At 35.0% G+C, this 16024-nt stretch carries 14 protein-coding genes; 7 read left to right on the top strand and 7 right to left on the bottom strand.

Going from position 1 to position 16024, the window contains the following annotated elements; all coding sequences use genetic code 11:
* Nucleotides 1-20 precede the first annotated feature (20 nt).
* Nucleotides 21-2777 carry an AsmA family protein gene (locus C8P67_RS12910; protein ID WP_115813598.1) on the top strand — a complete coding sequence of 919 codons (2757 nt, stop codon included), beginning with the start codon at nucleotides 21-23 and terminating at the stop codon, nucleotides 2775-2777.
* A 73-nt stretch (nucleotides 2778-2850) separates the two neighbouring features.
* On the opposite strand, the gene C8P67_RS12915 is transcribed toward C8P67_RS12910, so the two are convergent.
* A complete protein-coding gene (locus C8P67_RS12915) occupies nucleotides 2851-3426 on the bottom strand; it encodes a hypothetical protein (protein ID WP_147298234.1) in 576 nt (191 codons plus the stop codon).
* Between the two features lie 364 nt (nucleotides 3427-3790).
* On the opposite strand from C8P67_RS12915, the gene C8P67_RS12920 reads away from it, so the two are divergent.
* Genes C8P67_RS12920 through C8P67_RS12930 form a run of 3 tightly spaced genes read left to right on the top strand, consistent with a single transcriptional unit; the run spans nucleotide 3791 to nucleotide 6345 of the window.
* A complete protein-coding gene (locus C8P67_RS12920; RefSeq protein ID WP_115813600.1) occupies nucleotides 3791-4585 on the top strand; it encodes an MlaE family ABC transporter permease in 795 nt (264 codons plus the stop codon).
* A gap of 2 nt (nucleotides 4586-4587) precedes the next feature.
* Nucleotides 4588-5364, top strand: a complete 777-nt coding sequence (locus tag C8P67_RS12925) for an ABC transporter ATP-binding protein (RefSeq protein WP_115813601.1) — start codon at nucleotides 4588-4590, stop codon at nucleotides 5362-5364.
* Nucleotides 5365-5367: 3 nt separating this feature from the next.
* Nucleotides 5368-6345, top strand: coding sequence for an MlaD family protein (locus C8P67_RS12930; protein ID WP_115813602.1), 978 nt, complete (start codon nucleotides 5368-5370; stop codon nucleotides 6343-6345).
* Nucleotides 6346-6442: 97 nt separating this feature from the next.
* Here C8P67_RS12930 and C8P67_RS12935 read toward each other — a convergent pair whose 3' ends face one another.
* Both C8P67_RS12935 and C8P67_RS12940 read right to left on the bottom strand, forming a co-directional pair.
* A complete protein-coding gene (locus tag C8P67_RS12935; protein WP_147298235.1) occupies nucleotides 6443-7141 on the bottom strand; it encodes a hypothetical protein in 699 nt (232 codons plus the stop codon).
* Between the two features lie 214 nt (nucleotides 7142-7355).
* On the bottom strand, nucleotides 7356-8591 hold the full coding sequence (locus tag C8P67_RS12940; RefSeq protein WP_115813604.1) for a bifunctional folylpolyglutamate synthase/dihydrofolate synthase: 1236 nt from the start codon (nucleotides 8589-8591) through the stop codon (nucleotides 7356-7358).
* A gap of 129 nt (nucleotides 8592-8720) precedes the next feature.
* On the opposite strand from C8P67_RS12940, the gene C8P67_RS12945 reads away from it, so the two are divergent.
* The 3 genes from C8P67_RS12945 to C8P67_RS12955 all read left to right on the top strand — a co-directional run bounded on the left by C8P67_RS12945 (nucleotide 8721) and on the right by C8P67_RS12955 (nucleotide 11362).
* Nucleotides 8721-9413, top strand: coding sequence for a MotA/TolQ/ExbB proton channel family protein (locus tag C8P67_RS12945; RefSeq protein ID WP_115813605.1), 693 nt, complete (start codon nucleotides 8721-8723; stop codon nucleotides 9411-9413).
* A gap of 3 nt (nucleotides 9414-9416) precedes the next feature.
* Nucleotides 9417-9812: an ExbD/TolR family protein gene (locus C8P67_RS12950; protein ID WP_115813606.1), complete on the top strand. Its 396-nt coding sequence runs from the start codon at nucleotides 9417-9419 to the stop codon at nucleotides 9810-9812.
* A 395-nt stretch (nucleotides 9813-10207) separates the two neighbouring features.
* Nucleotides 10208-11362, top strand: a complete 1155-nt coding sequence (locus tag C8P67_RS12955; RefSeq protein WP_115813786.1) for a Gfo/Idh/MocA family protein — start codon at nucleotides 10208-10210, stop codon at nucleotides 11360-11362.
* A 173-nt stretch (nucleotides 11363-11535) separates the two neighbouring features.
* On the opposite strand, the gene C8P67_RS12960 is transcribed toward C8P67_RS12955, so the two are convergent.
* The 4 genes from C8P67_RS12960 to C8P67_RS12975 all read right to left on the bottom strand — a co-directional run bounded on the left by C8P67_RS12960 (nucleotide 11536) and on the right by C8P67_RS12975 (nucleotide 16010).
* Complete coding sequence (locus C8P67_RS12960) at nucleotides 11536-12438, bottom strand: energy transducer TonB (RefSeq protein ID WP_115813607.1); 903 nt, start codon at nucleotides 12436-12438, stop codon at nucleotides 11536-11538.
* Nucleotides 12439-12605: 167 nt separating this feature from the next.
* Nucleotides 12606-13832, bottom strand: coding sequence for a Glu/Leu/Phe/Val dehydrogenase dimerization domain-containing protein (locus C8P67_RS12965; protein WP_115813608.1), 1227 nt, complete (start codon nucleotides 13830-13832; stop codon nucleotides 12606-12608).
* A 257-nt stretch (nucleotides 13833-14089) separates the two neighbouring features.
* On the bottom strand, nucleotides 14090-14677 hold the full coding sequence (locus C8P67_RS12970; protein ID WP_115813609.1) for a chalcone isomerase family protein: 588 nt from the start codon (nucleotides 14675-14677) through the stop codon (nucleotides 14090-14092).
* Between the two features lie 250 nt (nucleotides 14678-14927).
* Nucleotides 14928-16010, bottom strand: coding sequence for an anhydro-N-acetylmuramic acid kinase (locus C8P67_RS12975; protein ID WP_115813610.1), 1083 nt, complete (start codon nucleotides 16008-16010; stop codon nucleotides 14928-14930).
* Between the last annotated feature and the right edge of the window lie 14 nt (nucleotides 16011-16024).

Below are 16024 nucleotides of genomic sequence, written 5' to 3' on the forward strand. Positions count from 1 at the left end.
AAATACAGTACACCAAATATATGTCAGCAGCCAATTATAAAACTATCGGAGTTAAAATTTTAAAATATACTGGAATTACTCTAGTCGTTTTATTAGCTCTGATGTTTATTACGCCTCTAATTTTTTCAGATAAAATAAAAGAACAGGTCAAAAAAACTGCCAATGAAAAGTTAAACGGAGAGCTGAATTATTCAGATGCCCATGTTTCTTTTTTTACACACTTTCCTTCGCTGACTTTAACTTTGACAAAGTTTAATCTTAATGGATCTGCTCCTTTTCAAAATGAAAAGCTAGTTAGTGCAGATGGAATTGCTTTTGGAATTAACTTAAGCAGTCTGGTTTTTGGCGAAAGCATAAAAATTGATCAAATCTTCCTTTCCAATGCATTGGTAAATATAAAAGTCAATAAAAAAGGAGAGGCTAATTATAATGTTTATGCAGCCGAAAAAGAAACGGCGAAGAAAGAGGAAGAATCCGAGACTGGATTAAAACTGGAAGAAATAGAGATTAATAACAGCACACTTATTTATGATGATCAATCGACTAATGTCCATGTAGATGCTTCAGGATTTAATTATTTGGGTAACGGAGATTTGAGTCAGGCAATATTTGAGCTGCATTCGAAATTGAAAATTGAAAAGCTGAATGTCATTTATGCAAATGAGCCCTATCTGATGAACAAAAAAATAGACGGGGATTTGATTACCAAAATAAATACCAATTCACTGTCTTTTGTTTTTGAAGAAAACGACTTGTCGATAAATAAATTTATAGTTGATTTCAAAGGGAAATTCGATTTCTTAAAAGATGGCTATAATATTGATTTTCTTTTAAAATCGAATAAAAGTAATCTCTATGATCTTTTTACTGCGTTTCCGCCAAAGTATATTACATGGTTAAAAGACACTGAATTAAAAGGAAATGTAGATTTATTGTTTTCTCTAAAAGGAAAATATATTGCTTCACAAAACATTGGGCCAGATTTAAATTTGGATTTTAAAGTTAAAAATGGTTTTGTAAATTATAAAAAAAGTGCATTTCCTGTTTCTAATTTAGATATTGATATTTCTTCCAAAGTGCCTAATTTAAATCCTGAACTTTTAATGTTAGATGCCAGAAATCTATCTTTAAATGTGGATAAAAATTATCTTAAGACCAAATTGAAAATGAGCGGTATGACCACTCCTGATATTGATATGGCCTTGAATTCACAAATAGATTTAGAGAAATTAAATCGTGCTCTTGGAATTCCTGATATAGAATTAAAAGGAATGCTGGCTGGTGATTTAAAAGCTAAAGGAAAATTTGATCAAAAAAACAAACTTTTTCCAAATGCAGACGGTACCTTAAATTTAAAAAACGGATTTGTTAAAACCCAGTATTATCCAAATCCAATAACTGATATTAATGTAGTTACCAATATAAACAATCAAAAAGGAACCTTCGACGGGCTGTCGGTAATTTTGAAACCTGCTGCATTTACTTTTGAAGGAGAACCATTTCGAGTTGAAGCTGATTTGAAAAACTTTGATGATTTAAATTATGATATTAAAGCCAAAGGGATTTTAAATATCAGTAAGATCTACAAAGTGTTTTCGCAAAAAGGATTGGATGTGGATGGTTCTATTAAAGCTGATTTAGAGCTGAAAGGAATTCAAAGTTATGCCCAAAACGGAGATTATAGTAAATTACAAAATAAGGGAATTCTGGAACTTCGAAATATAAAAGTTGCAACAGAGTATCTGCCAAAATCATTGCTGATTAAAGAGGGAATTTTTAGATTCAATCAGGACAAAATGTCTTTTAGTACATTTTTGGCTTCCTATGGTGAATCAGATTTTAAAATGAATGGCTATCTGCAGAATGTATTCAATTTTATGTCTTCTAAAAATGGAACTTTAAGAGGGGCGTTTACCTTAAATTCAAAATTCATTAATGTAGATGAGTTTATGTCCAGCACCGCTTCATCGTCTGTATCTCCTACGGATGCAGATTCAAACAGCATACCAAAACCTGCCCCGCAAGAAACGGGCGTAATTCTGATTCCGTCTAACCTAGATTTGCAGTTTTACGCTACAGCTCACAAAATCAATTATCAGGGATTGATACTGCAGGACGGAAAAGGATCGGTGAAAATGAAAAACGGTAAAATAGTGATGCAAAACACGGGATTCAATTTAATAGGATGTAACGTCGCTATGAATGCAGCCTATCAGGGTATCACACCACAAAAAGCTATTTTTGAATATGAAATTAAAGCTAATGATTTTAATATAAAAAGAGCTTACAATGAAGTGAAAATGTTCAAAGAAATGGCCAGCGCAGCCGAAAATGCAGAAGGAATTGTATCGCTGGATTACAAAATAAAAGGAAGGCTGAATCAGCAGATGATGCCGGTTTATCCGTCACTAATAGGAGGCGGTGTTCTGTCTATTAAAGATGTAAAGGTAAAAGGAATGAAAATGTTTAACGCAGTGAGTAAAAAAACTGATCACGAGGAAGTTAAAAACCCGGAACTTTCTAAAGTCGATATTAAAACTACTGTAAAAAATAATATTATTACTATTGACCGTTTCAAATTTAAGTTTGCTGGTTTTAGGCCAAGAATAGAAGGAACTTCCAGCCTTGATGGGCGATTGAATATCAAAATGAGATTAGGTCTGCCTCCTTTTGGAATTTTTGGAATTCCGCTGACTGTTACCGGAACCAACAGTAATCCAAAAGTCAAAGTTGGTAAACAGGGTCAGGATATCGAAGAAACTCAGGATACCGAATAAAATTAGAAAAAAGCAATTTTAGATTATTGCTGTTTACTATAAAATAACAGAGCTCCCTCATTCGGGAGCTTTATTATTTATGACATTCTGTATAAACAGGTGAATTAAAAAAATCTAAAATCCCCAGATTCTGGTCCTTTGCCGATAAGTTATCATAGGAATCAATTCTCTTCATCAGCATATCGCAGTCACTAAAATAAAATTGTATTTTAGAATAAATATCTCCACGGATATTGCTGGATTTTAAGCTTTTAATATTGTCAAATTGAAGACTGTCTATGATATTATTGTTTGAATCCAATATATAAAAAGCATAGTTCACTTTAGTGCTTTCCTCATCTTCATCGGTTTTAGTTGTGAAAATAAGTGTTTTTGAAGTTGTTTCTGATAACACAAAATAGCCGACTATTTCTTTAGAATTATTTAATTTATAGGTTTTAAATTTAGAAGATCCTATGTGAATGTAATCAAAGTCTTTAAATTTAATTCTGCTTTCAGCATCTGAGTTGGGCAGTTTATAAAAAACTATTTTTTCGGCATTATCAATTCGGAAAAAATTTGTTTTTATGTTAATCTTTGAGCCGTCGTTGGTGAGTATAAAACTTTCGGAAAAAGGCATAGAAAAAGCGTTCATGCTAAGAAATAGCATTAAAAAGTAAAATTTTTGCATGTTGTGGTTAAATTGTTTTTTTTTTTTTTCAAAACTATGCTAATACTATGCATCCTTTGTTAATAAATTATAAAACTTCGATTATCAAAATTACGCTGAGGTGTTTTTCAATTTAAAAAAAACGATCTTTCCGTTACTATATTTAAGCGGTCTTTTTTGAAGTAATTTTTTGGAGCCACAGATTTCAAGTAGAAATCTTATAAAAGTAAACTGCTAAAACATAATATAGTAAATGATGATTTTCATAAATTTATGAGTTGTAAATCTTTTAGTTGTAAATGTTTTTTACCGTTGGAAAATAATATTTCAATCTTACCCAATTACATAAAAAAAAATAAAAACCATGAATAGAGTAGGAGCTAGAAAATATTTGTTTTCAAAAAAAATCGATTCTTATTTTGAAGGTATTTACAAAGGATATCAATTTGCACTTCGTTTTTTTAAAGAAGCTTTTACTTCTCCTTTTCATTTACGAGAAATTATTAATCAGTGTTTTGAGATTGGGTTACGATCACTTCCTCTAATCACAATGACCGGTTTTATAATTGGTATCGTTTTTACCAAACAGTCCCGGCCTTCTTTAGAAAATTTTGGAGCAGTATCGTGGCTGCCATCATTAATGGGAATCGCTATTGCGCGAGCGCTTGGACCATTAGTTACATCGCTGATTTGTGCAGGTAAAGTGGGGTCAAGCATTAGTGCCGAATTAGGATCCATGAAAGTAACGGAGCAAATCGATGCGATGGAAGTATCAGCTATCGATCCCTTTAAATATCTTGTTGTTACAAGGGTTTGGGCTACTAGTATTTCTATTCCCGTCCTTTCGTTTTATTGCAGTTGTGTAGGATTGCTGGGTTCTTATTATAATGTTTCAACTGAAGAGGCGACAAGCCTGCAAGTATTTTATACAAATGCTTTTTCGAATATTTCTTTTTTGGACCTTTTTTCATCGATGACAAAATCTATAGTCTTCGGGTTTACTATTGGAATTATTAGCTGCTATAAAGGTTTTTTTGCATCAAATGGTACAAGTGGCGTCGGGAAAGCAACAAATCAGGCGGTAATATTGTCTATGTTTCTTATTTTCCTCGAAGAGTTAATCATTGTTCAGATTGTTAATTGGATTAGATATTTTTAAGCATGGAAACAGATAAAATTCAATATGGCAATAGCCAAGATCCAGTTATAAAAATTGAAGGATTGTATAAATCTTTTGATGAACTCGATGTTTTAAAGGGCGTTGACTTAATGCTGAAAAAAGGTGAAAACTTGGCCGTATTAGGCAAGTCGGGAACTGGAAAATCGGTCTTGATAAAGCTTTTGGTAGGATTATTAAAACCAGATAGAGGCAATATAACAATCTTGGGTCAACAGCTGGATAAATTAAACCGAAAAGAATTAAATGCATTGCGGCTGCGTATCGGTTTTTCATTTCAAAATAGTGCTTTATATGATAGTAAGAGTGTATATGGCAATCTGTCTTTTCCTTTGACAATGAATGTAAAGAATCTTACGAAGAAGCAGGTGGATGATGCTGTAGAAGAAGCGCTGGATGCCGTTGGTTTATTGGATAAAATTGGACGGCGAACCGAAGAGCTTTCGGGCGGACAGCGAAAAAGATTGGGTATTGCAAGAACGCTGATTTTAAAACCAGAAATAATGCTGTACGATGAACCCACAGCGGGTTTGGATCCAGTAACATGTATTGAAATAAATGCATTAATTGTAGAGATGCAGCAAAAGTATAAAACCAGTTCCATCGTTATTACACATGACCTTACTTGTGCCAAGACCACTTGTGAACGCATCGCCATGCTGCTTGATGGAAAATTTTTGAAAACGGGAACATTTGAAGAAGTCTTTGAAACAGAGGAAGAACAGATAAAACAATTTTATTCATATAATTTTACACTTTAAATTATGGACGAATCAACACGTAAACACAATATATTAGTTGGTCTATTTATTTTCGTCGGATTAATATTTCTGCTGGGAGCTATTCTTATGGTAGGTAATCTTCATGAAACTTTCAAAAGTAAAATGCAGTTAGTTACTGTTTTTGATGAAGTAAATGGATTGCAGACGGGAGCAAATGTTTGGCTTTCTGGTGTGAAAGTTGGGAAAGTAAAGAACATCAGAATCAATCCCACGAGGAATGTTGTCGTAGTTTTAGATGTTGAAGAAAACGCACAGCAATTTATCCTTAAAAATGCTAAAACTAAAATAGGTACAGACGGACTTATTGGCAATAAAGTAGTTATCGTTTATGGTGGAACTGCAAATTCTCCAGCAGTACAAGATGGGGATACTTTAGTTGCAGGCAATACGTTTTCTACAGAAAACATTATGCTTAAATTGGAGAAAAACAATGAAAATCTTCTTGCTATAACTTCTGATTTTAAAAAGATCAGTCATAAGCTGACAACGAAGGAAGGAACAATTGGGAAATTGATAAACGACGATGCTATGTACGATAATATTAATTCAATTGCCGTTTCTCTCAACAAAGCCTCTGTAAAATCCGAAAAACTTATTGCTTCTCTTAATGAGTATACATCCAAATTAAATAAAAAAGGAACTCTGGGTAATGAATTGGTTACCGATACAATTGTTTTTAATTCTATTAAAAAATCTGTTTTAGAATTGCAAAAAACTTCCAAAACAGCCAATGAATTTATGACTAATCTTAAGGAAGCTAGCGCTAATCCCAATTCAGCAATTGGAGTTTTGTTACATGATGAACAATCAGGAGCGAGCTTGAAAAGAACAATTCAGAATTTAGAAACTAGTTCTGAAAAATTAGATGAGGATCTGAAAGCTGCTCAAAGTAATTTTTTGTTAAGAGGTTATTTTAAGGATAAAGAAAAAGAAGCTAAAAAACGTGCGGCTCAAGACTAACTCTTTTCTAATTTAATGATAAAAGGCATTACAATTTATAAAATAAACAAACAGCACAAATTGCATTTATGATATGCAATTTGTGCTGTTTATTTTTTTATTTAGAAACTCCGGGCAGGTTGTGATAGATGAAATCTCCGTGAATACCTGTGAATACAAGTTTTAATTGGTCAAAAAAAGCTTTGCTATCGGCTTCATTAGGCCAGGCGGCTTTAATCAGTTCATCTTGTTTAAGGCCTGATTTTTCTATATCAGCAAAGGAATCATAGAAGTAGGCTTCCATAAAATCTCTGCTGTCAGCTCCCCATGCATGGCGAAATGGATAATAAGCTTTAATGAAAGGATCTTTCAATGTGACTTTCTCATTGTATTCTTTCATGCCCTTTCCTTTACCGCTCATTGACATTTGTGATTTTCGGATGTAAACAATCATGGGTTCTTTTGTAGTGGCTTTGAATTCTTTCATCCCAATCGTTTCGATAGAATTATAGATTTCATCAGAGTGCATCGGCATGTAATAGCTGTTTTGTTTGTCAAAAAAAGCGGCTCGTGCTTTTTCATCCGGCCAGGCTTTTTTGGCAAGTTCGTCTGAGACGGTTTGTGCTTTTTCGATGTCTTCCCAAGTTTTGAAAACACTCACCAAAATAACTTCCGAACTGTTTTCGGTGTAATAATGAGTAAGGATTTCCGAGCCGATTATTAAGTCATTTTTGCTTGTTACCTTGTCAAAGTACTCTTGTTCCGTTGCCTTCCAATCCTTGCTGTCGGTATTGTAATTTCTGTGTAGGGTAGTCATTGTAATAAAAACAGGTTTGGGGGGATCTTGTGCATAAATAGTTATGCAGAACAGGAATGTTAAAATTAACATCCGCAACGAAAAAAAGTTTCTCTTTCTCATAATAAACTAACGATTAAATGATTAATTAATAAAAAACACTTATAAAGTTAGTTAATTGTTAATCAAGTAATTATGAAGTATTAGTTTATTTTAAAGAAATTTTAAAAAGGAGTTAGTTACCGATATTTAACGGTAATTCGGCGACTACAAAGGTGCTTCCGCCAATATAAATGAAGTCATTTTTTGCAGAATTCCCCTTCGCTTCTTTGTAAGCGTCTGTTACAGAGTTATAGGTGTTTCCTTGTAATGAAAAAGAAGAGGCTTTCTCTTGTAAAAGAACAGCGTCTAAACCACGCGGAATATTCGGTCGGCAAAAGTAGTACGTCGCATTTTTTGGAAATAAAGGCAGTACTTCATCAAGTTCTTTATCATTGACTACTCCCAGTACAATGTGCAGGTTCTCAAAATTCTCCTTTTGAATCTGTTTCAAAACGATTTCAAGACCATTTTTGTTGTGTGCCGTATCGCAGATCACTTTTGGATTTGCACCCAATTGCTGCCATCTGCCAAGTAAACCGGTATTTTTTACGACATGCAGCAAACCCGATTTTATATGCTCGAAACTCACTTTAAAATTCGTTTGATCGTTTAGAATTCTAAAAGTCTGTACAACTGTTTTTTTATTGTATTCCTGATAATCACCTATTAAATCCGAAGGATATATTTCTGTAATCAATTCGGATGCGAAATAAATTCCAGAGCTGTTTTCTTTGGCTTTCGCCAAAAAGACAGGCTGTGTTTCTGGAGTATATTCGCCGATAACAACAGGAATTTCAGGTTTAATAATTCCTGCTTTTTCAGCTGCAATTAGCTCCAATGTATTGCCTAAAAACTGAACGTGGTCAATACCAATGTTTGTTATTACTGAAACCAAAGGCGTAATGATATTCGTGGCGTCCAGCCTTCCGCCCAAACCCACTTCAATAACAGCAATGTCTACATTTTCCTTTACAAAATAATCAAATGCCAAACCAACCGACATTTCGAAAAAACTCATATCATTTTCTTCGAAAAAAGTTTTATGCTGTGCCACAAACCCGCAGACAAATTCTTCGGAGATTTCCGTTCCGTTAATTTTGATTCGTTCTCTAAAATCTTTTAAATGAGGCGAAGTATACAGTCCGACTTTATATCCGGCTTCTTGCAGAACCGAAGCCAGCATATGCGAAGTAGAACCTTTGCCGTTAGTGCCTGCAACATGAATGCATTTTAGTTTTTTTTCAGGATTATCAAGATGATTGGCAAGCAGATTAACATTAGTCAAATCTTTTTTATATGCCGATGCTCCCTGTAATTGATACATTGGGAGCTGATTAAACATCCAGTTTGTGGTTTCTTGATAGTTCATTAATTTTTGATAAAATAGTTGTAAATTGAAATAATTTTCCCTTTTTTTAGTTTAATATTACAGTGAAAAATAGTTTTTACAAAATTGAAATATTTTTTAGAATTAACGATTATAAACCCAGAATAAAATATGTTTAGTTTAATACAATTACAGGCTGACACCCTTGCTACTGCTTCCAGTGCTGTTGTCGAAAAAATTGCGCCAAATACCGAAATCTCCGTTTTGGGGTTCATTCTAAAAGGAGGATTTTTTTTAATACCTATTGCAATCTTACTATTTTATACTTTTTACCTCATTATAGAACGTTATTTGTACATAAATAAAAAGGCCAAAGTAGATCCGCTTATGATGCGCGATGTCAAAGATCACTTGACTTCGGGAAAATTTGATCTGGCGTTTAACATTACAGACCGCTCTAACACCGCTTCAGGAAATGTTATCAAAGAGGGAATCACATTAATTGGCCGTCCAATTGCCGAAATCGAATCGAATATGGACCGCGCCGCCGATATCGAAATTGCCGAAATGGAACAGCATCTTGGACAATTGGGATTGATTGCCGGTATCGCGCCAACGCTCGGATTCATCGGAACAATTTCTGGAGTAATCAAGATTTTCTACAGCATTTCGGTGACCGAAAATATTAGTATCGGTAATATCTCTGGAGGTTTATATGAAAAAATGATCAGCAGTGGTTCCGGACTTATAGTTGGAATTATTGCCTACAGTGCTTACCACTTACTGAATGGAAAAATTGACAGTTACGCACTGAAAGTGCAAAAACAAATACTGGAATTCGTAAACATCATCCAAAAAGCATAAACTATGTCCATCAAAAGAAAAAGAAGATTTCATGCTGAGGTCGCCACTTCGTCCTTGAGTGACATTATGTTTTTTTTACTGCTGTTTTTCCTGATTATCTCGACTTTGGCAAATCCAAACGTTATAAAAATGACACTGCCAAAGGCCAAAGCCAACGAAAAAACCAACAAGCAGTTCATCAGTTTGTCGGTTACCGAGGACAAGAAGTTTTACATTGATAAACAGCCCGTTGCTTTCGAAGAACTGGAAACTACGTTAATGTCCAAAATAGATACCCAAAAAGACCAAACCGTAGTTGTGCGAATTCCGTTCAATCTACAAGTTCAGGATTTGGTTGATGTATTGCAGATTGGAGTGAAGAACAACCTGAAATTTGTAATCGCCACCAGCCCCAAATAAATTTTGTGAATAGCCTCCTGCTTTAGGAGGATTAAAATTTTAATAATCATTTGGGCGTGCCACCATAAAGAAAAGGAGCCAAATCATCGCAACGGTGATTCGGCTCCTTTTCTTTATGCTGTCGGGCTATTACGAGCGCTTTGGCGCCTTGTTCTATCCCTCACGCGGGATGCTGCAAAACGAGATATTTGCTTGTCCTAACAGGTTTCTTTTAACCTGTTAGGTATATTTAATTATGAAGATTTATACCTAACAGGTCTCCAAGACCTGTTAGGATCTTTAAGCAGATCCGCTCTGTATAGCCTCACCATAATTAATATCTAAAAAAAGAAAAGCGTAACATTTTATAAAAGAGTATACTAATAAATTCAAGAATGAACTTAAAAGTATATTTTATGAAAAACATTTCAAGACGGTCTTTTGTTAATAAATTTGGTTTGGGTGTCGGAGCAGCTGCTGTTATGACAACGCTTCCTTCCTACATAACTCAATCAGAAAAAATTGAGAAACTATATACTGGGAAGAAGTTAAATATAGCGCTTTGCGGTTTAGGAAATTATGCCGGTATGTTAGCGGCAGGAATTGAAGTTTCCGAATATTGCAATTTAGCAGGAATCGTAACCGGAACACCTGAAAAAGCGGTAAAATGGAAGAAGCAGTATAATATTCCCGAAAAGAACATTTATAACTATCAGAACTTCGATGAAATCGCCAATAATAAAGATATAGATTTAGTTTATGTGGTTTTACCAAGCGGTCTGCATAAAGAATTTGTAATCCGTTCTGCAAAAGCTGGCAAGAATGTAATTACAGAAAAGCCAATGGCAATTTCAGCTGCTGATTGTGAAGAAATGATAAAAGTCTGCAATGATAATAATGTTCAATTGGCGATTGGTTATCGTCTGCATTATGAGCCAACGCATTTGGAAATTAAAAGGCTGGGACAGGAAAAAATCTTTGGTCAGGTACGGTTTATAGAAGCATCACTTGGTTATCAAACGTATGACATTCTCGACAAAAAAACAATCGTTGACAAGAATAACAAGAGCGAATGGAGGCTGAATAAGAAATTAGGCGGAGGACCTTTAATGGATTTAGGGATTTACTGCATTCAGGCAAGCCGTTACGTTTTAGGTGAAGAGCCAATTGCTGTTACGGCGCAATTTGGTACAGTGAATAATAAAGACAGGTTTTCGGAAACTGAGGAAAGCATTTCCTGGCAGATGGAATTTCCTAGCGGTGCTGTAGCAAATTGTAATACTTCATGTGGCTACAATATAGACAGGTTTTATGCATCGGCAGATGAAGGAAGTTTTGAACTGAGCCCTGCTTTGAGTTATGGTCCCTTTGTAGGTAAAACATCTGAGAAGGAATTGAAATTTCCGGTAATAAACCAGCAGAAAACACAATTGGATGAAATCTGCAAAGTACTATTGGAAAATAAAAAACTGCCCAATCATATTACTGGAGAAGAAGGATTAAAGGATATAAAAATTATTAATGCTATTTATAAAGCGGCACAGACTGGGAAGAAAGTTTTCATAGTATAGCTCATCTTTTAAAAAACTAAACTTGTAAACTAGCCCCGATGGGAGGGAATATCCTTTTTAAAAACACCCCTTTCAAAATCCAGAACTTTGAAAGGGGTGTTTTTAAAAAGATAGGAAGGACAGCGGGACAGCTGTTGATCTAATTTACAAAAGCCCTGCTCCTAATTATTAGATTAATTCAGACTGAAGTTATAAATAATTTTCCCAACTTGTTTTACTGGAGCATTGCTGTCTGATTCCCATTTGGTATTCATAGCAGCTATTCGGGCTTGGTCTAAAAGACAGCTTGCCGTATTAGTTGTTCCTTTTACTCCTGGTGTTGCACTTATGGTTTTTCCGTTTTGATTAACAGAAATTTCCACAACCACCTTTCCGGATTCGTTGCAGGTATATTTTGGAGCTGGTTTAGAGAGCGCTTTACGGTTTCCAAGCAAGTAGCCGGATCCGCCTCCTGTGCCGCCACCAGAACCTCCGCCGCTTCCTGCACCGTAACCGCTGCCATTGCCAATGCCGTTTCCTGTTCCGTTACCGCCGCCAGTTCCTCCGCCAGTACCGCCTGTGCCATAGTAGCCGGTTGCGGTTAAACTTCCGTTGGATTTCCCTTTGTTGCCGGCAGTATTATCGTCGCCGTCACCACCCTTTTTAGAACCTTTTAGTATGCTGGACAAGGCATCATTCGTAGAATTGGATACTTTTGGTTTCACGGCTTCGGGCTTCGGAGTTTCTTTGACAACCGGTTCGGGTTTCTTTGGTTTTTCTTTCTGCGGAATTACGACACTTTCTTCGGTGGTATTTTCCTGTGATAAAATGGATTCCTGAGGCGTGCTTTTTGCAGGAGTTTGTTTGGCTTCATTTTGAACATTCAAAGCCTCACTTTTTGTGTCCCTGCCTGATCCCAAATCGCTGTCACCAAAATTTATGGTAACGCCGCCACCCCCGCCACCGCTTCCGATAAGTTCTTCGAGATTGGAAGGAGGCCAAAATCGGATGAAAAATAACAGCACCAATAGTGATGCATAAATAAGTATGGATAGGACTAATGATTTCTTTTGATCGCTTGAAAGTATAGAACTCATTGTGGAATTTGAATTAAAAAGTGTACTTGTAAAAACGCTGAAAATTAGTAAAAATTGTCAAGAATAAAAAACGGGCTAAGTGTTAAACCGCAATGCACTATTAAAAAAGCGGATCAAATTAGATTTTCAAAATCCATTTGATCCGCTTAGTTTATGGTATAAATGTGTTATACTAATTGTTTCAATGCAATTTCAAAAGCTGTTGCACTGATGTTTGTTTTGGAAGGATTTAAAGCATGTGTTTTTTCAATGGCATTTTTGATAATTTCGGAAGCATCGTGAAAAATAGCTTCATCTGTCATTTGTACTTTCTTTTCCATGAAATAGGCAAAAACTCTCGCCATACCACAATTGGAAATAAAATCAGGGATTAAGCTTACCTTATGATCAACATCCTCCATTATCGGGCCAAAGAAAATGGCCGCATCTGCAAAAGGAACATTTGCTCCACAGGAAATTACTTCCAGTCCATTGGCAATTAAACTGTCTATTTGATTTTGTGCTACTAATCTTGAAGCGGCACATGGAGTAAATATTTCGGCACCTATTGTCCAGATTTTTTGATTGATTTCTTCAAAAGGAATCATGTTTTCTGCGACTAATTTATTTCCGTCTTTGGAAAGGAATAATGCTTTTATTTCTTCAAAAGTAAAACCTTCTTCATTAATCAATCCTCCGTCCCTGTCAATAATTCCGATGATTTTGGCTCCCATTTCGGCTAGATAAAAAGCTGCCGCAGATCCAACATTTCCAAAACCCTGTACAATGGCTTTTTTCCCTTTTACTGAACCTCCGTAGATGTCGTAGAAATGACGAACTGCTTCGGCAACGCCATAACCGGTAATCATATCGGCTACTGTGTATTTTCTAGTAACGTCTGGAGAGAATTTCGGGTTTTCGATTACTTTGATAACACCTTGACGCAATTGCCCAATTCTGTTGATTTTATCTGCTTCGGTCGGTTTGAAGTGACCATTAAAAACACCTTCCTGCGGATGCCACACGCCACATTCTTCGGTCATAGGAATTACTTCGTGAATTTCATCTACATTCAAATCACCGCCTGTACCGTAGTAGCTTTTCAACAAAGGAGAAACCGCTTTGTACCAGCGCTGTAAAACACCTTTTTTGCGAGGATCATTTGGGTCAAAATTTATTCCAGATTTTGCGCCGCCAATTGCTGGCCCAGAAACCGAAAATTTGACTTCCATAGTTTTTGCCAATGACAAAACCTCATTCATGTCAAGTCCTTTTCTCATGCGGGTTCCTCCGCCTGCAGCACCTCCGCGAAGGGAGTTTATTACTGTCCAGCCTTCGGCTTCGGTTTCGGAATCTTTCCAGTTAAAAATGATTTCAGGAGCTTTATCTTCGAATTTTTTTAACAAATCTTTCATTAGGTGTGATATATTTATTTTTGGCAAATATATAAAAGGTTTGCTAAAAAGGTGTAGTTGTGTATTTTTTTTGAATTTTAGGCATAAAAAAAGTGCTCTCCTTTTTTTAAATAGTAAAGCACTTTCGTGTTTGGGGATACTCTGAATTAATAATTTTATTTAATAAAATGAGCATAATTTAATTGGTATTGGCAACCAACTTCAGTTTATGCTCATTCGTAAATGTGGTATTTAATCTGTGTTTTTGGAAAAAATATTTAAAATATGCCTAATAAATTATTTTTTAAATCTTCATCAACTGGTTTGTCACCAAGCCAAATTCCGAAAAACACTTTTTTGAAATCAAATCCGGGTATTTTTCCTTTAAGTTCGCCATTTTTTATAATCCAAATAGAAGTGTCTGCTGGAGAATATGTTAGTTCGTAAACATCTCCTTTGGTAATTTCATCGGCTAAGAAACCTTTAAGTAATTCCATTCTTGGTTTAAAAGATTCGAATGTATCACCAGCAGATTTTTCAAATCCTGCATTTATCGCCCGAGTTAATTTACCTGATGATACTAAAGCAGATGTAATTTCAATTCGGATTGACATTTCTACATTGTCATTAATAATCTCTTTAGGGTTTTGAGATAATTGGCTTAAATATAATGCCTGAATATAAACTTCTACCCACATTTTTGATCTCGATCCAGCACCATTCAGCTGCAGCGTTTTATTTTCAAATTTCATAGTTCTTGGGATAGTTACTCCTTCAAACACAATTTGCTTTTGCGCGATAGCTTCTGATGAAAATAAGGCAGAAATAATAAGAGTTAATCCTAGTACTATTTTTTTAGCAATCATAGAAATATTTATTTTCGCGCAAAATTAATGCTAAATTATTATAAATGATGCCTTAACACGGCTTTATTTTGTTAAATCAGCATAATATAACGTTGTAGTTAGCTATTTATTATAAAAACACAAGTGCTTAGTAAATAAAGACTTACATGCAAAGTAGGAAAATATATTGTTTTTTTGCTTTTTGCAAGAAAAAGATCTAAATCGAAAATGATTCTAAAAAAAATAAAAAAAACAAACAAACCACTATTATTTAACGGCTGTAAATTACCCCGGAACTATGATCATGAAAAGCACCGGTGACGCTTTGAAGCGCATTTACTTCTTCTCTCATTTTCAAGACACCTAATAATCCAAAAATTAAAGCTTCTTTAAATTCTAAAATTTTTGCCGAAGGTATAATTATTTGCATTTCGGGAAGATGAAACTGGATTCTTTCAATCAGGAAGTCATTATAAGCACCGCCGCCAGTAATCAGCATACTTTTTTGATTCTTTTGAGTTTCAAAACTATTTAAAGCCAATGCTATTTGAATAGAGACGTGCTTCGTAAATGTATGCAGTTTATCTTCAACAGAAATAGAATAACGTTCAATCATTGGAAGAATAATTTCCTTTACGAATTCAAAACCTAATGATTTTGGTGGCGGCGTTTTGTAAAAATCTAGTGAATTTAATTCATTCAGTAAATCAGAATTGCATTGACCGGTCCTGGAAATTTTACCTTTATCATCATAATCCAGCCCCAATTGATTGGCATAAAAGTTAAGTACCGTATTGACAGCAGAAATATCAAATGCAATTCGGCTGTTGTTTTTTTCAAAAGACACATTCGAAAATCCTCCTAAATTCATGCAGTAATCGTATTCATGAAATAAGATTCGGTCACCAATAGGAACTAAAGGTGCTCCTTGCCCTCCCAATAGAACATCCTGCACTCTAAAATCGCAGACTATATTTTGCTGCGTTAATTTTGCAATTTCAGGTAAATTTCCAATCTGAAGCGTAAAACCGTTTTGTGGCTGATGTAAAATAGTATGTCCATGAGAACAAACGGCATCTAGATTTTCAAGAGTGTGTCTGCTGATAAAATTTGTAATGATTGAAGCGAGCAGTTTTGTATAGTTTTTATTTAGTTCGTCCAGCTGATTTTCGGTGTAATCTACAGCCGTTTTTAAGATGCTGATCCAATCTGAATCGTAAGAAATGGTTTCACATTCTAAAATTTCAAATGTCCATTTTTTATTTTTTATATGGAATTGAATATGAGCCAAATCGACCCCATCAAGCGAAGTTCCTGACATAACTCCGATAACGTTATAGTAATCTTTTTTCATAGGCCAAATTTACG

Origin of the sequence: Flavobacterium aquicola (assembly GCF_003385115.1) — a bacterium.
In the GTDB taxonomy this organism is placed as follows: Bacteria; Bacteroidota; Bacteroidia; order Flavobacteriales; family Flavobacteriaceae; genus Flavobacterium; species Flavobacterium aquicola.

Coding starts and splice junctions, on each gene's coding strand:
- C8P67_RS12910 (WP_115813598.1), top strand. CDS start 21: ATGTCAGCAGCCAATTATAAAACTATCGGAGTTAAAATTTTAAAATAT.
- C8P67_RS12915 (WP_147298234.1), bottom strand. CDS start 3,426: ATGCTATTTCTTAGCATGAACGCTTTTTCTATGCCTTTTTCCGAAAGT.
- C8P67_RS12920 (WP_115813600.1), top strand. CDS start 3,791: ATGAATAGAGTAGGAGCTAGAAAATATTTGTTTTCAAAAAAAATCGAT.
- C8P67_RS12925 (WP_115813601.1), top strand. CDS start 4,588: ATGGAAACAGATAAAATTCAATATGGCAATAGCCAAGATCCAGTTATA.
- C8P67_RS12930 (WP_115813602.1), top strand. CDS start 5,368: ATGGACGAATCAACACGTAAACACAATATATTAGTTGGTCTATTTATT.
- C8P67_RS12935 (WP_147298235.1), bottom strand. CDS start 7,141: ATGACTACCCTACACAGAAATTACAATACCGACAGCAAGGATTGGAAG.
- C8P67_RS12940 (WP_115813604.1), bottom strand. CDS start 8,591: ATGAACTATCAAGAAACCACAAACTGGATGTTTAATCAGCTCCCAATG.
- C8P67_RS12945 (WP_115813605.1), top strand. CDS start 8,721: ATGTTTAGTTTAATACAATTACAGGCTGACACCCTTGCTACTGCTTCC.
- C8P67_RS12950 (WP_115813606.1), top strand. CDS start 9,417: ATGTCCATCAAAAGAAAAAGAAGATTTCATGCTGAGGTCGCCACTTCG.
- C8P67_RS12955 (WP_115813786.1), top strand. CDS start 10,208: ATGAAAAACATTTCAAGACGGTCTTTTGTTAATAAATTTGGTTTGGGT.
- C8P67_RS12960 (WP_115813607.1), bottom strand. CDS start 12,438: ATGAGTTCTATACTTTCAAGCGATCAAAAGAAATCATTAGTCCTATCC.
- C8P67_RS12965 (WP_115813608.1), bottom strand. CDS start 13,832: ATGAAAGATTTGTTAAAAAAATTCGAAGATAAAGCTCCTGAAATCATT.
- C8P67_RS12970 (WP_115813609.1), bottom strand. CDS start 14,677: ATGATTGCTAAAAAAATAGTACTAGGATTAACTCTTATTATTTCTGCC.
- C8P67_RS12975 (WP_115813610.1), bottom strand. CDS start 16,010: ATGAAAAAAGATTACTATAACGTTATCGGAGTTATGTCAGGAACTTCG.